Origin of the sequence: Krasilnikoviella flava (genome assembly GCF_900167525.1) — a bacterium.
GTDB lineage: Bacteria > Actinomycetota > Actinomycetes > Actinomycetales > Cellulomonadaceae > Isoptericola > Isoptericola flavus.
This window is the reverse complement of record NZ_FUZQ01000006.1, coordinates 274,028-292,807: the sequence shown is the minus strand read 5'-3', so window position 1 is coordinate 292,807 and position 18,780 is coordinate 274,028. Positions and strand designations below refer to the sequence as shown.

Sequence of the window (18,780 nt, the reverse complement as noted above, 5' to 3'; positions counted from 1 at the left end):
CGGCGGGTCAGCCTCGGCGGCGGCCGAGCAGGAACCCGCCGCCCAGGCCGACGAGCGTCGCGCCGACGCCGATCAGGGCGGGCGGGACCCAGAAGTTCGGTATGCGGGGATGGAACGTCGTGTCGGACAGCGGCGCATAGGCGAACCAGCCGAACGCGAAGCTCCAGGTGGACGCCTGGTACACCCCGAGGACCACCAGGACTGCACCGACGATGATCGCCGTCCACATGAGACGGCGCTCCCGGCGCGTCATACCCGGCCGACGAGGTCCGCGATCGAGTCGACCACGTGCGACGGGCGGAACGGGTACGTGTCCACCTCGGCGGCGGTGGTGGAGCCGGTCATGACGAGGAACGTCTCCAGCCCGGCCTCGATGCCGGCGACCACGTCGGTGTCCATGCGGTCGCCGATCATCGCCGTCACCTCGGAGTGGGCGTCGATCCGGTTGAGCGCGGAGCGGAACATCATCGGGTTCGGCTTGCCCACGTAGTACGGGGAGCGGCCGGTCGCGGCCTGGATCATCGCGGCGACGGCGCCCGTCGCGGGGAGCGGCCCCTCGGCGGACGGGCCGGTGGTGTCCGGGTTGGTGGCGATGAACCGGGCGCCGTCGCGCACGAGCCGGATCGCCTTGGTGATGGCGGTGAACGAGTAGGTGCGGGTCTCGCCGAGCACCACGTAGTCCGGGTTCGACTCGGTGAGCGTGTATCCCGCCTCGTAGAGCGCGGTCGTGAGGCCGGCCTCGCCGATCACGTAGGCCGAGCCGTGGGGGATCTGGTCGGCGAGGAACTGCCCGGTCGCGAGAGCGGACGTCCAGATCGCCTCCTCCGGCACGTCGATGCCGGACGTCGCGAGGCGGGCGCGCAGGTCGCGCGGCGTGAAGATCGAGTTGTTCGTGAGGACGAGGAACGGGCGTTCCGCGTCGCGCAGGGCGCGGATGAACTCCGGTGCCCCGGGGATGGCCTGCCCCTCGTGCACGAGGACGCCGTCCATGTCGGTCAGCCAGCTCTCGATCCGTCGTTCGCTCACGCGGCTCACCCTAGTGCGCGGGCCGGCACCCCGCGTGCGCCAGGATGAGCGCATGGGCTCGACGATCGCGGTGGTGGGCGGCACCGGTCAGGCGGGGCGCGCCGTGGTGCGCGAGGCGGTGGCGCGTGGGCACGCGGTGCGCGTCGTCTCGCGCCGCCGGCCCGGGGACCTCGAACCCAGCCCGGCCGGCGTGGCGCACCATGCCGCGGACCTCCTGGCCGACGACGAGGCGCAGGTCGCGGACGCGCTCGCGGCGGCCTTCGACGGCGCCCACGCCGTGGTCGACACGAGCAACGGGATGACGCCGGGCGCGCGGGCCACACAGTTCCACGAGTTCCTCGACCTCTTCTTCGGCCGTGACAGCCGGCTCGGCGCGTGGTCGCGGCTCGGGCTGCTGCCCTACCCGCGCCGCTGCCGCTTCCAGACGATCGACCTGCGCGACGTCGCCCGCGCGCTCGTGGACGCGGCCGAGGGCGTCGACCCGCTCGGCGTCGTGCCGGTCCCCGGGCCGTCGGACGCGCTGACGGCGACCGTCGGCGGGCCGCAGGTGCTCGCCGCGCGGGACACGGCGCGCGCGTGGCGGCGGTCGCACGACTCGCACCGGCTGCCCGTCGGGGTGGTGCTTCCGGGCGCGCTGGGCGAGTTCTTCCGCGCCGGCCGCAACCTGGTACCCGACGCCGCGGTCGGCACGATCACGTACGACCAGTGGCTGGCCGAGCAGTGAGCGGGGACGAGGCACGCGACGAGGTCGGCGTCGGGCCCTGGCCGGGCGGTCCGGCCGCCTGGCCGCGCCTGCCCGACGGCGCACCGGACCCTCGCTACGACCCCGAGCTGCTGGCGCACGGCGACCGGCGCAACGTCGTCGACCGCTATCGCTACCGGACGGTCGAGGCCGTCGTCGCCGACCTCGACGCCCGCCGCCCGGCCGGCCGACAGCTGCACGTCGCCATCGAGAACTGGGCGCACGACCTCAACATCGGCTCCGTGGTGCGCACGGCCAACGCGTTCAACGCGGCGGGCGTGCACGTCGTGGGGCGGCGGCGCTGGAACCGGCGCGGGGCGATGGTCACCGACCGCTACCTGCACGTCCACCACCACCCGGACGCGGCGGCGCTCGTGGCCTGGGCGGCAGGGGTACCGGCGGTCGAGCCGGTCGAGACCCCGGCCACCGGCATCCCCGTGATCGGGATCGACAACGTGCCCGGGTCGGTGCCGCTGGAGGCCTACGACCTGCCCGCCCGCTGCGTGCTGCTGTTCGGCCAGGAGTCCACAGGCTTGACGCCGGAGGCGCAGGAGGCCTGCGCGGACGTCCTGCACATCACGCAGCACGGCTCCACGCGGTCGCTCAACGCGGGCGCCGCGGGCGCGATCGCGATGCACGCGTGGGCGTCGCGCTGGCTCTCTCCGACGACGTCCTGAGGACCCCCGCCGTCTCACGGAGCCGACGGAGGTGACTCCGATGACCCGGACGTGAGAAAATCTGGTTGCATGCGGGTCGCACGGCGCCCGTCGCGACGAAGCATCCCGCTGCATCCTCGTACGCCCCGTCATTGGAGTACCGCAGATGCCTATCGCAACCCCCGAGGTCTACGCCGAGATGATCGACCGGGCGAAGGCCGGCAAGTTCGCCTACCCCGCCGTCAACATCACGTCGTCGCAGACCGTGACCGCCGCGCTCCAGGGCTTCGCCGAGGCCGAGTCGGACGGCATCATCCAGGTCTCGGTGGGTGGCGCCGAGTACGCCTCGGGCTCCACCGTGAAGGACCGCGTCGTGGGCTCGCTCGCCCTGGCGGCCTACGCGACCGAGGTCGCGAAGAACTACTCGGTGAACATCGCGATCCACACCGACCACTGCGTCAAGAAGAACCTCGACTCCTGGGTCCGCCCGCTGCTCGCCCTCGAGGCGGAGCAGGTCAAGGCCGGCAAGAACCCGACCTTCCAGTCGCACATGTTCGACGGCTCGGACATCCCGCTGGACGAGAACCTCGTCATCGCCGCGGAGCTGCTCGAGCTGTCGCAGGCCGCGCGCACCATCCTCGAGATCGAGGTCGGCGTCGTGGGTGGCGAGGAGGACGGCCACGAGGCCGAGATCAACGAGAAGCTCTACACGACGGCCGAGGACGGCCTCGCCACCGTGCGCGCGCTGGGCGCCGGCGAGAAGGGCCGCTACCTCACGGCCCTCACCTTCGGCAACGTGCACGGCGTGTACAAGCCGGGTGCGGTGAAGCTGCGCCCGTCGATCCTCGCGGACATCCAGAAGTCCGTCGGCGCCGAGATCGGCCAGGAGAACCCGTTCGACCTCGTGTTCCACGGCGGCTCGGGCTCCACGGCCGCGGAGATCGCCGAGGCGGTCGACAACGGCGTCATCAAGATGAACATCGACACCGACACGCAGTACGCGTTCACGCGCCCCGTCGTGGAGCACATGTTCAAGAACTACGACGGCGTCCTGAAGATCGACGGCGAGGTGGGCAACAAGAAGGCCTACGACCCGCGCGCCTGGGGCAAGCAGGCCGAGGCCGGCATGGCCGCCCGCATCGTCGAGGCCGCGCAGCAGCTGCGCTCCGCCGGCCACAAGATGTGACCCTGTCGCCGAGATAGAGCGCGCGCCCTGCCGAGATAGAGCGCGTGTCTCCTCGAGATAGAGAGGGACGGACCGCACCCGGTGCGGTCCGTCCCTCTCTATCTCGAGGAGACACGCGCTCTATCCCGGCATTCCTGCCTACTTCGGCGAGTCTCGAACTACCTCGGCACTAGCGGGGCGCGGGGGTCTCGAGGTCGAAGCCGGGGTCGACGTCCACGATCTCCAGCAGCTCACCGATGCGCGTGACCTCGAGGAGGAACCGGACGGTGGGCGGGGCGCGCAGCACCCGCACGCGGTGCGGGCTGCGCGAGGCGAGCCGAGCGAGGAACGCCACACCCGAGGAGTCCATGAAGGTGACGTGGTGGGCGTCGATCTCGACGGGGAGGCCGGAGCCCTCGGCGTCGGAGATGGCCTCGCCCAGCTCGGCACCGATGTCGGCGTCGATCTCGCCGGACAGCACGACACGGGCGCGGGACGCGCCCACGATGACATGCACGCTCGCGGGGTCTCCCAGCTCAGGCACCGCGTCTGCCTCCTTCACGTCCGCACGCCGCAGATCACGTGGGGTCGTGTTCGATCCATCGTGCACGGTGCTCCTTCCACGCGCGGGGCGTTCACCTCGAGTCTCGGCGGACACCAATCTACGGTTGAATGACCAGCAAGAACACCAACCAGGGCGGGGAATCTCGGCAGTGGAGGCATTATGACCGAATCATCCGGTCCTGTGCCGCCCCTCCCCTCCGGATTCCTCGACGCGGCGATCGCTGTCGCCGTGGTCCCGGCGTTCGTCACCGGGGCATGGGGCGACGGGATGCCGGTGCTGTGGGTCAACGACGCCTTCGCCCGCGAGTCGGGGATCGGCGTCAACGACCTCGCCGTGCTCGGCAAGCACCCGCTGCTGGAGCTCGTGGACGACGACGCCGAGCGGGAACGCAGCCAGACCGACCTGCGCTCCGGGCGCCCCACCACGCGCATGGTCAGCGGTCGTCTGCTCGACGGCCGGGACACCTGGTGGCAGGTCACGATGACGCCGGTGCCGGGCGACGAGGGCCCGGCGCAGCGCTGGTTCGGCACCGCCACCGACGTCTCGACGCACGTCGAGCGGCAGGCCAACCAGCTCGCCTCCCTCGAGGTGGAGCGCCGCGAGCGCGCCGACCTCGACCTCATCGCGCAGACCACGGAGCTGCTGGGCGACCTGGAGTACCCGTACGCGTTGCGCGACATCGCCGACCTGCTGCGCGCGCTCGTGCCCTGGGCCGGCTTCTACGTCAACGACGACGGTCTCCTCTTCGCCGACGGCGTCGACGTCGCGTCGCCGCCGAGCGGGCGCGGCCGGCGGCACGCGCGCTACGTGCCGGAGCCGCCGGAGGACGCCGCGGGGGAGCGGCCCGTCGCGCAGGAGACCCGCGAGCCCGCCCGCGACGAGATCCAGGACCTGCTCGAGGGCGTCGTCGAGGGTCCGGTCATGCTGCGGCTCGACGCGGGTTTCCCGGCGCACTCCGCCTCCGGCTGGCTCCGCCGCGACCTGTTGCGGCGCGTGGTCGAGGAGACCGGGGCGCTGCCGCGCGCCGTCGTCGTGCACGCCGTGGCCGGGCGCCGGCGGGTGCTCGGGCTGCTCGCCACCTGGCACGGCGTGGGGGTGGCCGCCGACGGCACCGTCACCCAGGAGGTGCGGCCCGCCCCCGGCGAGCCGCAGCACGTGCACACCGTGATCGAGGTGGTGGCGCGCCGGGCCGGCACCGCCATCGACAACGCGCGCCTGTACGCCCGCGAGCACCGGCTCGCCGAGGCGCTGCAGCGCGCGATGCTGCCCGAGCAGGCCGACGTCTCCGGGCTCGACGTGTGGACCTACTACGCGCCCAACGCCGAGCACGCCCAGGTGGGCGGCGACTGGTACGACGTGCTGCAGATCAAGGACGGCACCGTCGGGCTCGTGGTGGGGGACGTCGTCGGGCACGACGTCGAGGCCGCGGCGGCCATGGGCCAGCTGCGGTCGGTGGTGCGGTCGTACGCGTTCGAGCTCGCCACGCCGGGGATCGTCGTGGACCGCGTCGACCAGCTCGTCACCGGCATGCGCATCCCGCGCTCCGCGTCGATGGTCTACGCCACGCTGAAGCATCAGCAGGACGGCGACGCCTGGACCGTGCAGTACACGCGCGCCGGCCACCTGCCGCCGCTGCTGCTGCGCGACGGCACCGTCACCCAGCTCGCCGGCGGTGCCGGCTCGCTCATCGGGTTCGGGTCGAAGCCGCGCACCACCGGGCAGGCGGAGCTGCGCCGCGGCGACGTGCTCCTCTTCTACACCGACGGCCTCATCGAGCGCCGCGACCGGTCGCTCAAGGTCGGGCTCGACGCCCTCGTGGAGGCGTCCGCCCGCATCACCGCGCGCGACGCCGCCGGGGTGGGGGAGGAGCTGCTGTCCCGGCTCGCCGACGCCCCCGAGGACGACGTCGCGCTCGTCGTCGTGCGCGTGCCCGACCCGGTCGCGGACGCGGAGATCCAGCCGCTCAGCCCTCGGTCGCGGCGCTGGCTGCTGCCCAGCGAGCCCGCGTCGATCGGCCGTGCCCGGCACGCCGTGCTGCGCACCTGCCAGGCGTGGGGGCTGCCCGAGTCGGCGTCGGCCGAGCTCGTCGTCTCGGAGCTGGTGGCCAACGGCGTGCTGCACGGCTGGGGCAACATCGCGCTGCGGCTCTTCGACACGGGTGACGGGCTGCGCATCGAGGTGGAGGACTCCAACCCGGCGCCGCCCGTCACCACCGACGGCCACCCCAACCGGGTCGGCGGGTTCGGGATGCAGATCGTCGAGCGGCTCGCCGACTGGGGGTGGCGACCCGCCGGCTCCGGCAAGCTCGTGTGGGCCAAGCTGCACGCGACGGCCGTCGGCTGACGCCCTCGTCGGTCGAGCCTTGTCGAGGCCACGAACCGGTTTCGACGGGCTCGACCAGCGGGTGCGGGCCAGGCTCAACCGGCGAGCGTGCGCACCTCGTCGGCCGACGTGCCGGAGTCGCGCAGGAAGGCCTCGCAGCGCTCCGCCTCCTCGGTCTCGCCGATCTGCGCGGCCGCCGTCGCGAGGGCGGTGAGGGCACGGAGGAAGCCCTGGTTCGGCACGTGGTCGGCGGGGATCGCGCCCTGGCCGCGCCACCCCGCCCGCCGCAGCGCGTCGAGGCCGCGGTGGTAGCCGGTCCGCGCGTAGGCGTACGCCGTCACGGAGCGGGCCGCGCTGGGCTCGGCGCCGCCGGCGTCCAGCGTCGCCTCCGCGAGCACCGCCCACGGGAGCGACGAGGCGGGGTGGTCGGCGGCCAGCCGGGCCGGGTCCTCGCCGGCGTCCAGGCCGTCGCGCACCTGGGGGTGGTCGTCGGGCAGGCGGGTCGGGGGCGGGCCGGCGAGCAGGTCGTCCACGGGGGAGGTCATGGCCCCATTCTGGCCCGGCCGGGTGAACGGCGCCTCGAGCGTCGCGCGCGGCCCGTCGCGGGTACGCTCGCACCATGATCGAGATCGCGACGTCTTCGACGACGACGACGCTCGTGATCGCCGGTGACCTCGACCTCGCGGAGCGCGACCAGTTCCCGGAGATCGCCACCCGGGTGGTCGGGCTGCGGCGGCAGCTGCTGGTGATCGACATGTGCCGCGTCACGTTCATGGACTCCACCGGTGCCGCATTCCTCATCTCCCTCGCCGACGCCGGCCGCAAGCGCGGCGGTGCCACCGTGCTGCGCGGCGCGGACGAGCGCGACCTGTTCGTCCTGGAGGTGTGCGGGGCGCTCGACCTGTTCCGCATCGACCGCGACCACCGGTGCGAGTCGGCGCCGGCGCCGTCCGCCCCCGCCTCGCACCACCCCGGCTGAGGTCGCGCGGGCCCGCGGGTTGAGCCTGTCGAGACCATGCCGAGGGGTTCCGGCAGGCTCTACCAGCTTCCGGACCACGGGCAGGTAAACTCGGGCGCGGCCCGGCCCAGGAGGCCCGCCCGTTCGGGCGACGTGGGTGACACGCCGGGCCTCGTCGACGCGAGGAGATTTCATGCCAGCCGTGGTGCTCGTCGGTGCCCAGTGGGGCGATGAGGGCAAGGGGAAGGCGACGGACCTGCTCGGGTCCCGGGTCGACTACGTCGTGAAGTTCAACGGCGGCAACAATGCGGGTCACACCGTCGTCATCGGCGACGAGAAGTACGCGCTGCACCTGCTGCCGTCCGGCATCCTCTCGCCCGGCGTCGTCCCCGTCATCGGCAACGGCGTGGTCGTCGACATCGACGTGCTCTTCGAGGAGCTCGACGACCTGATCGCCCGCGGTGTGGACGTCTCGCGACTGCTGGTCTCGAGCCAGGCGCACGTCATCGCCGGGTACCACCGCACGCTCGACAAGGTCACCGAGCGCTTCCTCGGCAAGCGCCGCATCGGCACCACCGGGCGCGGCATCGGGCCGGCGTACGCGGACAAGATCAACCGTGTCGGCATCCGCATCGCCGACCTGTTCGACCCCAAGATCCTGCGGGAGAAGGTCGAGGGCTCCCTCGACCAGAAGAACCACCTGCTGGTGAAGGTCTACAACCGCCGTGCCGTCGAGATCGACGAGACCGTGGACGAGCTGCTCGCCCACGCGGAGCGGCTGCGCCCCATGGTCGCGAACACGCCGCTGGTCCTGAACGAGGCGCTCGACGCCGGCAAGAACGTCCTCTTCGAGGCCGGCCAGGCCACGATGCTCGACATCGACCACGGCACGTACCCGTTCGTCACGTCGTCCAGCGCCACCGCGGGCGGCGCGGTGACCGGTTCCGGCATCGGGCCCACCCGCGTGGACTCCGTCATCGGCGTCATCAAGGCGTACACGACGCGCGTCGGCGAGGGCCCGTTCCCCACCGAGCTCTTCGACGACATGGGCGAGTACCTGCTCAAGACCGGCGGCGAGTACGGCGTCACCACGGGCCGCGCGCGCCGTTGCGGCTGGTACGACTCGGTCATCGCGCGCTACGCGGCCCGCATCAACGGCCTCACGGACCTGGTGGTCACCAAGCTGGACGTGCTGACCGGGCTGGAGAAGGTGCCCGTCTGCGTGGCGTACGACGTGGACGGCACGCGGTACGACGAGATGCCCGACGACCAGTCGGCCTTCCACCACGCGAAGCCGATCTACGAGGAGATGCCCGGGTGGTGGGAGGACATCTCCCACGCGCGCACCATCGAGGACCTGCCCGCCAACGCGCAGGCCTACCTCGCCCGCCTCGAGGAGCTCTCCGGCTGCCGCATCTCCGCGGTGGGCGTGGGCCCGCGTCGCGACGAGATCATCCCGGTGCACGACCTCATCCACACGCGCTGACGCCGCGATGACGACGCCGGCTCCCGTGCCCCCCGAGGTCGTCGCCGCGCTCGCCCCCCAGGGCGTGCTCCACGCGGTGATCAACCTCGGCAACCCCGTGCTCGCGCAGGGCACGCCGGACGCCCCGTCGGGCGTGACGGCGGACCTCGCCCGGGAGCTGGCGCGTCGGCTCGGCGTGCCCGTCGGGCTGGAGTGCGTGGACGCCGCGCGGCTGTCGTTCGCGGCCGTCGCCGAGGGCCGGGTCGACGTCGGCTTCCTCGCCGTCGAGCCGGAGCGGGCCGCGCAGGTGGCGTTCACCGAGCCCTACGTGCTCATCGAGGGCGTGTTCGCCGTCCCCGAGGGCTCGCCGGTGCGCGCGGCCGACGACGTCGACCGGGCGGGCGTGCGGGTCGGGGTGAAGCAGGGCTCGGCCTACGACCTGTTCCTCACCCGCACGCTGACTCACGCCGAGGTCGTCCGCGGCGCCGACGGCACGCAGGCGTTCGAGGAGCACGGGCTCGAGGTCGCGGCCGGCATTCGGCAGCCGCTCACCCGCTACGTGGCCGAGCACCCGGGCCTGCGCGTCGTCGAGCCGCGCTTCACCGAGATCCGCCAGGCGGTCGCGACCGGCCGCGACCGCGACCCCGCCGCCGTCGCCTGGCTGCGCGACGTCGTCGCGACACTCACGGCGGACGGCTTCGTCGCGGCATCGCTCGCACGCTCCGGGCAGGACGCGTCCGTCCCCGGGGGAACAACGGTCTGACCTGGCGAGTTGTCCCGGCATGACGACGTCGAGGACGACCGAGAGGGACGACCGGCCGGCGCTGCTCGCGCTGGTGGCGGACGGCAACAAGGGGGTCCTCACGACCCTGCGGCGGGCCGGGCGACCCCAGCTGTCCAACGTGCTCTACGCGTGGGACGAGGAGTCGCGGACGGCGCGCGTGTCGGTCACGGCCGACCGCGCGAAGACCCGCAACGCGGCGCGCGACCCGCGCGTGTCGCTGCACGTGAGCGCCCCCGACTTCTGGAGCTACGCCGTCCTCGACGGCACGGCGGAGCTGAGCGACGTGGCGGACGACCCCCACGACGCCGCCGCCGACGAGCTGGTCAAGACGTTCCGTACCGCGGCCCGGCAGGAGCACCCCGACTGGGAGGAGTTCCGGCGGGCGATGGTGGCCGAGCGACGCCAGGTGCTGCGCCTGCGCGTCGACCGCGTGTACGGGATGGCACGCCTGCCGCAGCCCTGAGCAGGTCGGACGCCGGGCCGCGCGGACGTCGGGCCGACGTGGCCGTCGGGGTCGTTAGCATGGTCGCCCGTGAAGATCCTCGTCGTCGGGACCGGTGCCCGCGAGCACGCCATCGTCCACGCCCTCGCGTCGGAGGAGCCGGCGCACGAGCTGCACGCGGCCCCCGGCAACCCGGGCATGGCCGCGCAGGCCGCGCTGCACCTCGTCGACCCGATGGACGGCCGCGCCGTCGCCGCGCTCGCGCGGTCGCTCGGCGTCGACCTGGTGGTCGTGGGACCGGAGGCACCGCTCGTGGCGGGGGTCGCCGACGTCGTGCACGAGGCCGGGATCCCGTGCTTCGGCCCGTCCGCGGAGGCCGCCCGCCTCGAGGGCTCGAAGGCCTTCGCCAAGGACGTCATGGCCGCGGCGAACGTGCCGACCGCGATGGCGCACGTGTGCACCTCCGTCGAGCAGGTCGCCGACGCGCTGGACGCCTTCGGCGCGCCCCACGTCGTGAAGGACGACGGGCTGGCCGCCGGCAAGGGCGTCGTCGTGACGTCGGACCGCGAGGCCGCCCTCGCCCACGCCCGCGAGGCGCTCGAGGCGCGCGGCTCCGACGGCCGGGTGGTCGTCGAGGAGTACCTCGACGGCCCCGAGGTCTCGGTGTTCTGCGTGTGCGACGGCGTCACGGTGGTGCCGATGGTGCCGGCCCAGGACTTCAAGCGGGTGGGCGACGACGACGCGGGCCCCAACACCGGCGGCATGGGCGCGTACACCCCGCTCGACTGGGCGCCGTCCGGCCTGGTCGCCGAGGTGGTCGACCGGATCGCGCAGCCCACCGTGGACGAGATGGCCCGCCGCGGCACCCCGTTCTCCGGCGTGCTGTACGTGGGGCTGGCGCTGACCAGCCGCGGCACGCGCGTGGTCGAGTTCAACGCCCGCTTCGGCGACCCGGAGATCCAGGCCGTGCTCGCGCGGCTGCGCACGCCGCTGTCCGGCGTGCTGCTCGCCGCCGCGACCGGCCGCCTCGACGGCATCGAGCCGCTGCGCTGGTCGGACGACGCCGTGGTGAACGTCGTCGTCGCGTCGCAGGGCTACCCCGAGTCGCCGCGCAAGGGCGACCCGATCACCGGCATCGCCGCCGCCGAGGCGCTGGACGGCGTGCACGTGCTGCACGCCGGCACCGCGGTGGCAGACGACGGCACCCTCGTGTCCGCGGGCGGGCGCGTGCTGTCCGTCGTGGGCCGGGGCACGGACCTGGCCGCCGCGCGGGCGGCGTCGTACGCCGGGATCGCCGAGATCGGGCTGGACGGCTCGCACCACCGCAGCGACATCGCCCTCAAGGCCGAGCGCGGCGAGGTCGCCGTCCCCTGACGCCGCAGTCGGTTCGGCGGCTCGGCCTCGATTCGGCAGTCCTGACTGCCGAATCGAGGCCGAACTGCCGAACCGGGCGTGAGCGTCAGCCGACCAGGAGCTCCTCGCGGACGTCGCGGATCTCGCGCGGGCTGAGGCCCAGGCCCTGTCGGAGGTAGCCGCCGAACGAGCGGTACTCGTCGCGGACCTCGTCGAAGCCCGCGGCCAGGTACTCCGGCCGCACGTCCATGAGGGGCTTGTAGATCGCGGCCTGCTCCGCCGGCATCGAGGCCAGCGCGGCGGCGTTCGCCTCGGCGCGGTAGTCGTTGCTCAGCAGGTAGTCGTCCTCGACGACGTCGCGCGGCACGCCCGCGGTGGTGAGTAGCGCGGCGGCCGCCCACCCGGTGCGGTCCTTGCCCGCGGTGCAGTGGAAGAGGACGGCACCCTTGTCGTCGACGGCGTCGAACAGCGTCTCGTAGGCCGCGCGGCCGGTGTCGCTGGACACCATGGAGCGCTCGCCGTCGACCATCATCTGGGCCGCCGCCTCGGGCGTGGAGAGGTCGGGCACGGTCGCGCCGCCGCCGCCGATCACGTCCGCCACCTCGTAGCGGGCGCCCTCGGGCACGCGGTCGGGCGCGGTGGTGCGCTCGGACTCGGTGCGCAGGTCGACGACCGTGCGCACGTCGAGGGCCTCGAGGGCGTCGAGGTCGTCCTCGCTCAGCCTGTCGAGCGCGTCGGACCGGTAGGCCTCGCCCATCGCGACCCACTGGCCGGTGACCGTGCGGTAGCCGCCCATGTCACGGAGGTTCACGGTGCCGTCCAGCTGCACGAGGCGGTCGGCGAGGGTCAGGCCCTGCCCGCGCTCCGGCACGAGGCGGAACCAGCGGCGGTCGGCGTCCTGCAGGCCGCGCACCGTGACCGTGCCCGAGCTGTCGCCGCGCGCGACGACGTGGCGGGTGTCGATGCGGTCCCGGGACGTGCCGGTGTAGAGGCGGACGTCGCCGGCGCCGCGGGGGGCGGACCAGGTGACGGTGAACGAGCCGTCGTCCTCGGCGGTGACCGTCGCGGCGGTGAACGGGATGGCGCCGTGGGCGGCGACGGCGTGGCGGCCGGTCGTGGCGGCGGTGGTGTGGGGCGCCGCGATGGACGCGGCGACGGGGGCGGCGGCGAGCCCGGCGACCAGCACGGACGTGGCGACACAGCGGGTGAGGCGATTCATGAGGTGCACGGTGGACGCCGCACACGAACCCCGGGTGAACGGACAGGGTTGTCCGGTGAGGCGGGCGCTGAACTCTCGTCGCGCCGGGGGAGCGCCCGCGGTCAGGGGGCGTCGACGGGGAGCAGGCCGCGCTCGGCGAAGACCTTCTTGGCGACGAACGTGGCGTTGAGCGCCTTCGGCATCCCGCAGTAGACCGCGGAGTGGAGCAGGGCCTCCGCGATCTCGGCGGGCGTGAGCCCCACGTTCAGCGCCGCGTTGACGTGCACCTCCAGCTGCGGCTCGCACCCGCCGAGGGCGGTCAGCATGCCCAGCGTCACGAGCTGGCGGTCGCGCGGCGGCAGGCCCGGTCGGTCGTAGACCTCCCCGAACGCCCATGCGACCACCTGGTGGCCCAGCTCCGGGCTGACGTCGGCGAGCGAGTCGATCACACGGCGGCCGCCCTCGCCGTCGACGCGGGAGAGCACCTCCATGCCCCGGTCGAAGCGCTCCTGACGGGACTCGGCGGAGGTGCTGGTGCTCATGCGTGGTCCGTCCCGGGCTGCGTGGACAGCAGCCCTTCGTAGTGGGTGATCTTGTCGTGCAGCGCGTCCTCGTGGTCGCGGAGCCGGCGGATGCGGGCGGCGAGGTCGTCGCGGTGCTCGCGCAGCAGGGTGAGCCGCTCGCCCAGGGTGGCGTCCCCCTCGGCCCGCAGCCGGGCGTACCGCTGCATGCCGCTGATCGGCATTCCGGTCTCGCGCAGCCGCAGGAGGAACTCCAGCCACACGAGATCGGCCGCCGAGTACCGGCGCTGGTTGCCGGTGCTGCGCCCCACCCGCTCGATGAGGCACGCGCGCTCGTAGTAGCGGAGCGTGTCGGCGGTGAGCCCGGTCCGGTCCGCGACCTGGGCGATCGTGAGGCCGGGCTCGTGCTCGGGAACGGGGTCGGCGTCGCGCATGGCACGACCCTAGAACTTGGAGTGCGCTCCAGGTCAAGGGCGCCGCGATGTCACGCCGGACGAGGGCGACGCGCCGCCGCGCACGGATGGGACACTGGGCGCCGTGACCGAGACGCGCGACGCCGACCAGCCCGACGCCTTCGCCGGAGGACCGCTCGACCTGCGGGGGTGGCGACACGTGTACTCCGGCAAGGTCCGCGACCTGTACGAGCCGGACCTGCCGGCCCTGGGCGGCGTGCACCCGCTGGGCGACGTCGTCCTCGTCGTCGCGTCGGACCGCGTCTCCGCGTACGACCACGCGCTCGCCCCCGGCATCCCCGACAAGGGCGTGGTGCTCACCCAGCTCAGCCTGTGGTGGTTCGACCAGCTCGCGGACCTCGTGCCGAACCACGTCGTGTCCACGGAGGCCAGCGCCGAGCCGGGCGACGGCCTCGTCCCCGACGTCGTCGCGGGCCGCGCGATGATCTGCCGCCGGCTCGAGATGTTCCCGGTCGAGTGCGTGGCGCGCGGCTACCTCACCGGCTCCGGGCTGGCCGAGTATCGCGAGTCCGGGGAGGTCACGGGCATCCCGCTGCCCTCAGGCCTGGTCGACGGCTCGCGTCTGCCGGAGCCGATCTTCACGCCCGCCACCAAGGCCGAGGCCGGCGAGCACGACGAGAACGTGCCGTTCGCGGAGGTGGCCCGCCGGATCGGCGACGACGCCGCGGCCCGGTTGCGCGACCTCACGCTCGCCGTCTACTCCCGCGCCGAGCAGGTCGCCCGCGAGCGTGGCGTGATCCTCGCGGACACCAAGCTGGAGTTCGGCGTCGACCCGGTCACCGGGGTCACGGTGCTGGGCGACGAGGTGCTCACGCCCGACTCGTCGCGGTTCTGGCCCGCCGCGGAGTGGGAGCCGGGCCACGCGCAGCCGAGCTTCGACAAGCAGTTCGTGCGCGACTGGCTGACGTCCCCGGAGTCGGGGTGGGACCGCGCTTCCGACGTGCCGCCGCCCGCGCTGCCGGCCGACGTCGTCGAGCGCACCCGCGAGCGCTACCTCGAGGCGTACGAGCGGTTGACGGGGGCGACCCTGCGCTGAGACGCCCCCGCCGTCCGGGGCGGAGGTCTCAGAGCCCGGAGCCCTGGACGCTGCCCTCGAGGGGGGAGCCGTCCGGGTTCTGCGCCCAGCACAGGAGGCGCCGGTCGCCGAACGTCCAGGACGCCTGGGTGGGGTAGAGGTACATCATGTCGAGGCCGGAGGAGTCGTAGTCGGTCCCGACATAGTCGGCGAACTGCGCGTAGCAGAACTCCTGTGTGGTGGCCACGACCGAGTCCTCGCCGGGGTACTCGGTGTCCGTGAGCTCGTCGACGCCCACCAGCTCGGCACCGTGCGCGGACGCGCAGTCGATGGCGACGATACCGGTGAGGTCGGTGGAGTCCGCGGGCAGCTCGAAGCAGTCGCCGAGCTGGAGGTTCGCGCCCGTCTGGTCGGCGAACGACTCCTGGAAGCCCTCGCTGAAGCCCTCCTGGAGGTCTTCGCTCGTCATGGCCAGCACGACCAGGCCGGCGAAGATCAGCCCGCCCAGGATGCCCAGCGCGCCCAGCACGATGCCCGCGATCGCGAGGCCCTGGCCGTCGCGACCGGTACGGCGCGTGCGGCGCAGCCCCGCGATGCCGAAGCCCAGGGCGACGGGGCCGATGCCGAGGATCCCGGTGACCAGGGCGGTGATCGAGAAGCCGTCCGTGCCCGGCGGCCGCTGGGCGTAGGGGTACGCGCCCTGCGCGTCGTACGGGGTGGGCTGCGCGTACGGAGTGGCCGGGCCGCCGTGCGGGCCCTGGGCGTCAGGGCCCTGGTCGTACGGGGTGGCCGGGCCGGGCGCCTGGGCGTACGGCGCCGGCGGGTCGGTCGGCGCCGGGCCGGGCCGGGGCGTCGCGCCGGCGTCAGGGGAGGCGTAGGGGTCGGGCGTGCCGCCGGCGGGCGGAGGGGTGGCTGCGGACATGCTTCCTCGGGGTGGTTGCGGTGGTGGACGGCGCGGCGTCGGCGGCGCCGTCGTCCGGCTGCGCTCCGCGGCGTCAGAAGGCTAGCGCGCGGGCGGTAGACTCGTCGCGGAATCCCGCCGTCGTGCTCCCGCCCTCACGCGCGCGCCCCCCGCGGCGCCGCCCGTGCCGGGATCCCGGAGCGGCGGCCGCTGGACCACCCGGCCAGCTACCGGTCACGATCCAAGGAGCACCCGTGGGACGCGTCGTCGTCGAGGTCATGCCCAAGCCCGAGATCCTGGACCCCCAGGGCAAGGCCGTCGTCGGGGCCCTGCCCCGCCTCGGCTTCACCCAGTTCAGCGGGGTGCGCCAGGGCAAGCGGTTCGAGCTCGAGGTGGACGGTGACGTCACCCCCGAGGTGCTCGCCGCCGCCCAGCAGGCCGCGGAGACGCTGCTGTCGAACCCGGTCATCGAGGACGTCGTGCGGGTCGCGGACGCCGCGACCGACGCCGCCGGGACGATCACCGCCGAGGGCGTCGCCTGATGACCGCCGGCACCCTCGCGTCGGCGCGGATCGGCGTCATCACGTTCCCCGGCACGCTGGACGACCGCGACGCCGCCCGCGCGGTGCGCCTCGCGGGCGGCGAGCCCGTGTCGCTCTGGCACGCCGACGGCGACCTGCGCGGCGTGGACGCCGTCGTCCTGCCCGGCGGGTTCTCCTACGGCGACTACCTCCGGGCCGGTGCCATCTCGCGCTTCGCGCCCGCGATGGATGCCGTCGTGGACGCCGCGAAGGGCGGGATGCCGGTGCTCGGCATCTGCAACGGGTTCCAGGTGCTGACCGAGGCGCACCTGCTGCCCGGCTCCATGGTGAAGAACGACCACCTGCACTTCGTGTGCCGCGAGCAGGTCCTGGCGGTCGAGAGCACGTCGACGGCGTGGACCAACCAGTACCTGGCCGGTCAGCACATCACCATCCCGCTGAAGAACCAGGACGGCCAGTTCGTGGCCGACGACCGCATCCTCGACGAGCTCGAGGGCGAGGGCCGCGTCGTGTTCCGCTACCAGGGCTGGAACCCGAACGGCTCGCGTCGCGACATCGCGGGCATCTCCAACGAGCGCGGCAACGTGGTCGGCCTCATGCCGCACCCCGAGCACGCCGTCGAGGCCGGATTCGGCCCCGACGGGGAGCACGGACCGCGCACCGGCACGGACGGGCTCGGCTTCTTCACGTCGGTGCTGGCGTCGCTCGTCTCGGCATGACCGCCACCGCCACCCTGCCGGCGCCGACCGGGCCCGAGGGTCTGACGGTCGACGCCGTCGCGTGGGACGACCCCGTCGCCGCGGGGCTGCGCGCCGCCCAGGAGGCGGAGATGGCGATGCGGTACGGCGGCGTCGACGAGGCGCCGGCGATCGACCCGCGGTCGATCGTCGTCACGCTCGTCGCACGGCTGGACGGCCGTCCGGTGGGCAGCGTCGCCGTGCGCGACGTCTCCGGCACCGACGACCGGCGCGGTCGCGGCACGACGCACCCGGCGGCGACCGGCGAGGTCAAGCGCCTGTACGTGGACGGCGACGCCCGTGGCCGCGGCGTCGCACGACGCCTGATGGGGGAGCTGGAACGCTCCGCCCGCCAGGTCGGCTTCCGACGGTTCGTCCTCGAGACCGGCACTGCGCAGCCCGAGGCGATCGCCCTGTACGAGGCCATCGGCTACGAGCCGATCGAGTCCTTCGGCGACCACACCGGGTTCGAGCAGCAGCGCTGCTACGGCAAGCGGATCTGACCTCTCCCGTCGGTCGAGCCTGTCGAGACCACGGCGCGGGTCTCGGCAGGCTCAACCACCGGCGCCCGCGGACCACGCGGGCAGCTGCTGCAGCGTCCACGCGTTGCCGTCCGGGTCGGCGAACGTGACGAACCGGCCCCACGGCTGCTCGTCCACGCCCTGCGCCTCCACGCCCGCGCTCCGCAGGTGCGCCAGCGCCTCGTCGGCATCGGGCACCACCACCTGGATGGTGTCCTGCTGCCCCGGCTGCAGGCTGCCGCCGACGCCGGTGCCGAACGCGATGGAGCACGCGGAGCCGGGCGGCGTCATCTGGACGAACCGCAGGTCGTCGTTCACCTGCTGGTCATGGTCGGCGTGGAAGCCGACCCGCTCGTAGAACTCCTTCGCCCGGTCCACGTCGCTCACCGGCACGTGGATCAGCTCGATCTTCCAGTCCATGGTCTGCTCCTCGGTCTACCTCGGGTGGTCCAGGGTCATGCCTGGTCGAGCAGCGGCCGCACCTCGCGACCGAGCAGCTCGACGAACCCGGCCAGGTCGGGCTCGTCGGCGGTGGGCTGCACGGCGACGGCGGAGGCCCCGGCGGCGGCCAGGCGCAGCACGCCGTCCGCGATGGCGCGGGCGTCCCCGGCCGCGCCGATGCCGCGACCAGGCTCAGCGCCCCACAGCGGCAGCTCGGCGTCGAGCCGCTGCTGCGCGTCGTCGCCGGTCGCGGCGATGAGCGTGGCGTACACGCCGGGCGCCGGCCGACCCGCGGCCTGCGCGGCGCCGCCGGCCGTCTCCGCCGCCGCGCGGACGTCGTCGGGCGTGAGCGCGTTGGCGAGGATGACGCCGTCGCCCAGCTCCCCCGCCAGGGCGAGGGAACGAGGGCCGACGCCGCCCAGCACCAGGGGGACCTGCGGGGCCGGCCAGTCGAGGCGGACGTGGTCGAGGGTCACGTAGCGGCCCGACGTCGTCACCTCCTCGCCCGCGAGCAGCCGCCGCAGCGCGTCGGCGTGCTCGCGCAGCAGGGTGAGCGGCGACTTCACCCGCACGCCCGCCTGCTCCATCCACTCCTGCACGCCGTGGCCCACGGCCGGCACGAACCGGCCCGGGAACATCCGCGCGACGGTGGCGAGCTCCATCGCCGTCCCGGCGGTGCTGCGCAGCGGCGCGGGCATGAGGCCGAGGCCCACGCGGATCCGTGCTGTCCAGGCGAGCGCGGCGGTGGCCGAGGCGACGCCGCTCTGCTTGAAGCAGTCCTCCCACACCCACAGGTCGTCGAGGCCGGCTGCCTCCGCGGCGGTGGCCAGGGAGCGCAGGGACTCCGGCGCCATCGTGGGGACGAAGGCGATGCCGAGGCGGACGGCGGGGCGGGCTTCCGGGCGTGGGGCAGGGGTGACCGTCATCACGCCATCGTGCCGCGGGACACCGAC

At 73.8% G+C, this 18,780-nt stretch carries 23 protein-coding genes; 13 read left to right on the top strand and 10 right to left on the bottom strand.

Annotated features, from left to right (window positions below; genetic code table 11):
• Positions 1-7: 7 nt before the first annotated feature.
• Both B5Y66_RS17475 and B5Y66_RS17470 read right to left on the bottom strand, forming a co-directional pair.
• Positions 8-229: a hypothetical protein gene (locus B5Y66_RS17475; protein ID WP_176168917.1), complete on the bottom strand. Its 222-nt coding sequence runs from the start codon at positions 227-229 to the stop codon at positions 8-10.
• A gap of 20 nt (positions 230-249) precedes the next feature.
• Positions 250-990, bottom strand: coding sequence for an HAD-IIA family hydrolase (locus B5Y66_RS17470; protein ID WP_245807202.1), 741 nt, complete (start codon positions 988-990; stop codon positions 250-252).
• Between the two features lie 88 nt (positions 991-1,078).
• Here B5Y66_RS17470 and B5Y66_RS17465 point away from each other — a divergent pair, with 88 nt between their 5' ends.
• The 3 genes from B5Y66_RS17465 to fbaA all read left to right on the top strand — a co-directional run bounded on the left by B5Y66_RS17465 (position 1,079) and on the right by fbaA (position 3,610).
• A complete protein-coding gene (locus B5Y66_RS17465) occupies positions 1,079-1,750 on the top strand; it encodes an SDR family oxidoreductase (protein WP_079575875.1) in 672 nt (223 codons plus the stop codon).
• Positions 1,747-2,445: a TrmH family RNA methyltransferase gene (locus tag B5Y66_RS17460; RefSeq protein ID WP_245807193.1), complete on the top strand. Its 699-nt coding sequence runs from the start codon at positions 1,747-1,749 to the stop codon at positions 2,443-2,445. The genes B5Y66_RS17465 and B5Y66_RS17460 overlap by 4 nt, the downstream gene beginning before the upstream one ends.
• Before the next feature lie 145 nt (positions 2,446-2,590).
• Complete coding sequence (gene fbaA / locus B5Y66_RS17455) at positions 2,591-3,610, top strand: class II fructose-bisphosphate aldolase (RefSeq protein ID WP_079575871.1); 1,020 nt, start codon at positions 2,591-2,593, stop codon at positions 3,608-3,610.
• Between the two features lie 169 nt (positions 3,611-3,779).
• Here fbaA and B5Y66_RS17450 read toward each other — a convergent pair whose 3' ends face one another.
• The gene (locus B5Y66_RS17450; protein WP_245807192.1) at positions 3,780-4,133 is read right to left on the bottom strand and encodes an STAS domain-containing protein; all 354 of its coding nucleotides are present in this window, start codon (positions 4,131-4,133) and stop codon (positions 3,780-3,782) included.
• Positions 4,134-4,334: 201 nt separating this feature from the next.
• Here B5Y66_RS17450 and B5Y66_RS17445 point away from each other — a divergent pair, with 201 nt between their 5' ends.
• Entirely contained in the window at positions 4,335-6,497 is a 2,163-nt protein-coding gene (locus B5Y66_RS17445; protein ID WP_245807191.1) for an ATP-binding SpoIIE family protein phosphatase, read from the top strand.
• A 74-nt stretch (positions 6,498-6,571) separates the two neighbouring features.
• Here the strand turns inward: B5Y66_RS17445 and B5Y66_RS17440 are convergent, their stop codons facing one another.
• Positions 6,572-7,021, bottom strand: coding sequence for a DUF3151 domain-containing protein (locus B5Y66_RS17440; protein WP_079575868.1), 450 nt, complete (start codon positions 7,019-7,021; stop codon positions 6,572-6,574).
• Between the two features lie 74 nt (positions 7,022-7,095).
• Here B5Y66_RS17440 and B5Y66_RS17435 point away from each other — a divergent pair, with 74 nt between their 5' ends.
• The 5 genes from B5Y66_RS17435 (at position 7,096) to purD (ending at position 11,499) form a co-directional block, all read left to right on the top strand.
• Positions 7,096-7,455, top strand: coding sequence for an STAS domain-containing protein (locus B5Y66_RS17435; RefSeq protein ID WP_079575867.1), 360 nt, complete (start codon positions 7,096-7,098; stop codon positions 7,453-7,455).
• A gap of 172 nt (positions 7,456-7,627) precedes the next feature.
• A complete protein-coding gene (locus B5Y66_RS17430) occupies positions 7,628-8,920 on the top strand; it encodes an adenylosuccinate synthase (protein WP_079575866.1) in 1,293 nt (430 codons plus the stop codon).
• A 7-nt stretch (positions 8,921-8,927) separates the two neighbouring features.
• Positions 8,928-9,662: a transporter substrate-binding domain-containing protein gene (locus tag B5Y66_RS17425; protein ID WP_079575864.1), complete on the top strand. Its 735-nt coding sequence runs from the start codon at positions 8,928-8,930 to the stop codon at positions 9,660-9,662.
• 19 nt (positions 9,663-9,681) lie between these two features.
• The gene (locus B5Y66_RS17420; protein WP_079575863.1) at positions 9,682-10,146 is read left to right on the top strand and encodes a PPOX class F420-dependent oxidoreductase; all 465 of its coding nucleotides are present in this window, start codon (positions 9,682-9,684) and stop codon (positions 10,144-10,146) included.
• 69 nt (positions 10,147-10,215) lie between these two features.
• The gene (gene purD, locus B5Y66_RS17415) at positions 10,216-11,499 is read left to right on the top strand and encodes a phosphoribosylamine--glycine ligase (RefSeq protein WP_079575860.1); all 1,284 of its coding nucleotides are present in this window, start codon (positions 10,216-10,218) and stop codon (positions 11,497-11,499) included.
• A gap of 85 nt (positions 11,500-11,584) precedes the next feature.
• Here purD and B5Y66_RS17410 read toward each other — a convergent pair whose 3' ends face one another.
• From B5Y66_RS17410 to B5Y66_RS17400, 3 genes are all read right to left on the bottom strand, one after another.
• Positions 11,585-12,697, bottom strand: coding sequence for a tyrosine-protein phosphatase (locus B5Y66_RS17410; RefSeq protein WP_079575858.1), 1,113 nt, complete (start codon positions 12,695-12,697; stop codon positions 11,585-11,587).
• 101 nt (positions 12,698-12,798) lie between these two features.
• Positions 12,799-13,218, bottom strand: coding sequence for a carboxymuconolactone decarboxylase family protein (locus tag B5Y66_RS17405; RefSeq protein ID WP_079575856.1), 420 nt, complete (start codon positions 13,216-13,218; stop codon positions 12,799-12,801).
• Entirely contained in the window at positions 13,215-13,631 is a 417-nt protein-coding gene (locus tag B5Y66_RS17400; RefSeq protein ID WP_079575854.1) for a MerR family transcriptional regulator, read from the bottom strand. Before B5Y66_RS17400 ends, B5Y66_RS17405 begins: the two co-directional genes overlap by 4 nt.
• Before the next feature lie 103 nt (positions 13,632-13,734).
• Between B5Y66_RS17400 and B5Y66_RS17395 the strand changes: the two genes are divergently transcribed.
• Positions 13,735-14,706 (top strand): phosphoribosylaminoimidazolesuccinocarboxamide synthase, encoded by a 972-nt coding sequence (locus B5Y66_RS17395; RefSeq protein WP_079575853.1) that lies wholly within the window; start codon positions 13,735-13,737, stop codon positions 14,704-14,706.
• Between the two features lie 28 nt (positions 14,707-14,734).
• On the opposite strand, the gene B5Y66_RS17390 is transcribed toward B5Y66_RS17395, so the two are convergent.
• Positions 14,735-15,607, bottom strand: coding sequence for a DUF4190 domain-containing protein (locus B5Y66_RS17390; protein ID WP_079575852.1), 873 nt, complete (start codon positions 15,605-15,607; stop codon positions 14,735-14,737).
• Positions 15,608-15,840: 233 nt separating this feature from the next.
• Between B5Y66_RS17390 and purS the strand changes: the two genes are divergently transcribed.
• Genes purS through B5Y66_RS17375 form a run of 3 tightly spaced genes read left to right on the top strand, consistent with a single transcriptional unit; the run spans position 15,841 to position 17,368 of the window.
• Complete coding sequence (gene purS / locus B5Y66_RS17385; RefSeq protein WP_079575850.1) at positions 15,841-16,128, top strand: phosphoribosylformylglycinamidine synthase subunit PurS; 288 nt, start codon at positions 15,841-15,843, stop codon at positions 16,126-16,128.
• Positions 16,128-16,847 carry a phosphoribosylformylglycinamidine synthase subunit PurQ gene (gene purQ / locus B5Y66_RS17380; protein ID WP_079575848.1) on the top strand — a complete coding sequence of 240 codons (720 nt, stop codon included), beginning with the start codon at positions 16,128-16,130 and terminating at the stop codon, positions 16,845-16,847. The genes purS and purQ overlap by 1 nt, the downstream gene beginning before the upstream one ends.
• Positions 16,844-17,368, top strand: a complete 525-nt coding sequence (locus B5Y66_RS17375) for a GNAT family N-acetyltransferase (protein WP_079575845.1) — start codon at positions 16,844-16,846, stop codon at positions 17,366-17,368. Before purQ ends, B5Y66_RS17375 begins: the two co-directional genes overlap by 4 nt.
• Positions 17,369-17,419: 51 nt before the next feature.
• Here the strand turns inward: B5Y66_RS17375 and B5Y66_RS17370 are convergent, their stop codons facing one another.
• A complete protein-coding gene (locus B5Y66_RS17370; protein WP_079575843.1) occupies positions 17,420-17,806 on the bottom strand; it encodes a GNAT family N-acetyltransferase in 387 nt (128 codons plus the stop codon).
• Between the two features lie 35 nt (positions 17,807-17,841).
• Positions 17,842-18,753, bottom strand: coding sequence for an LLM class flavin-dependent oxidoreductase (locus B5Y66_RS17365; RefSeq protein WP_079575841.1), 912 nt, complete (start codon positions 18,751-18,753; stop codon positions 17,842-17,844).
• Between the last annotated feature and the right edge of the window lie 27 nt (positions 18,754-18,780).

Coding starts and splice junctions, on each gene's coding strand:
- B5Y66_RS17475 (WP_176168917.1), bottom strand. CDS start 229: ATGTGGACGGCGATCATCGTCGGTGCAGTCCTGGTGGTCCTCGGGGTG.
- B5Y66_RS17470 (WP_245807202.1), bottom strand. CDS start 990: ATGGACGGCGTCCTCGTGCACGAGGGGCAGGCCATCCCCGGGGCACCG.
- B5Y66_RS17465 (WP_079575875.1), top strand. CDS start 1,079: ATGGGCTCGACGATCGCGGTGGTGGGCGGCACCGGTCAGGCGGGGCGC.
- fbaA (WP_079575871.1), top strand. CDS start 2,591: ATGCCTATCGCAACCCCCGAGGTCTACGCCGAGATGATCGACCGGGCG.
- B5Y66_RS17440 (WP_079575868.1), bottom strand. CDS start 7,021: ATGACCTCCCCCGTGGACGACCTGCTCGCCGGCCCGCCCCCGACCCGC.
- B5Y66_RS17435 (WP_079575867.1), top strand. CDS start 7,096: ATGATCGAGATCGCGACGTCTTCGACGACGACGACGCTCGTGATCGCC.
- B5Y66_RS17430 (WP_079575866.1), top strand. CDS start 7,628: ATGCCAGCCGTGGTGCTCGTCGGTGCCCAGTGGGGCGATGAGGGCAAG.
- B5Y66_RS17425 (WP_079575864.1), top strand. CDS start 8,928: ATGACGACGCCGGCTCCCGTGCCCCCCGAGGTCGTCGCCGCGCTCGCC.
- B5Y66_RS17420 (WP_079575863.1), top strand. CDS start 9,682: ATGACGACGTCGAGGACGACCGAGAGGGACGACCGGCCGGCGCTGCTC.
- B5Y66_RS17410 (WP_079575858.1), bottom strand. CDS start 12,697: ATGAATCGCCTCACCCGCTGTGTCGCCACGTCCGTGCTGGTCGCCGGG.
- B5Y66_RS17405 (WP_079575856.1), bottom strand. CDS start 13,218: ATGAGCACCAGCACCTCCGCCGAGTCCCGTCAGGAGCGCTTCGACCGG.
- B5Y66_RS17400 (WP_079575854.1), bottom strand. CDS start 13,631: ATGCGCGACGCCGACCCCGTTCCCGAGCACGAGCCCGGCCTCACGATC.
- B5Y66_RS17390 (WP_079575852.1), bottom strand. CDS start 15,607: ATGTCCGCAGCCACCCCTCCGCCCGCCGGCGGCACGCCCGACCCCTAC.
- purQ (WP_079575848.1), top strand. CDS start 16,128: ATGACCGCCGGCACCCTCGCGTCGGCGCGGATCGGCGTCATCACGTTC.
- B5Y66_RS17375 (WP_079575845.1), top strand. CDS start 16,844: ATGACCGCCACCGCCACCCTGCCGGCGCCGACCGGGCCCGAGGGTCTG.
- B5Y66_RS17370 (WP_079575843.1), bottom strand. CDS start 17,806: ATGGACTGGAAGATCGAGCTGATCCACGTGCCGGTGAGCGACGTGGAC.
- B5Y66_RS17365 (WP_079575841.1), bottom strand. CDS start 18,753: ATGACGGTCACCCCTGCCCCACGCCCGGAAGCCCGCCCCGCCGTCCGC.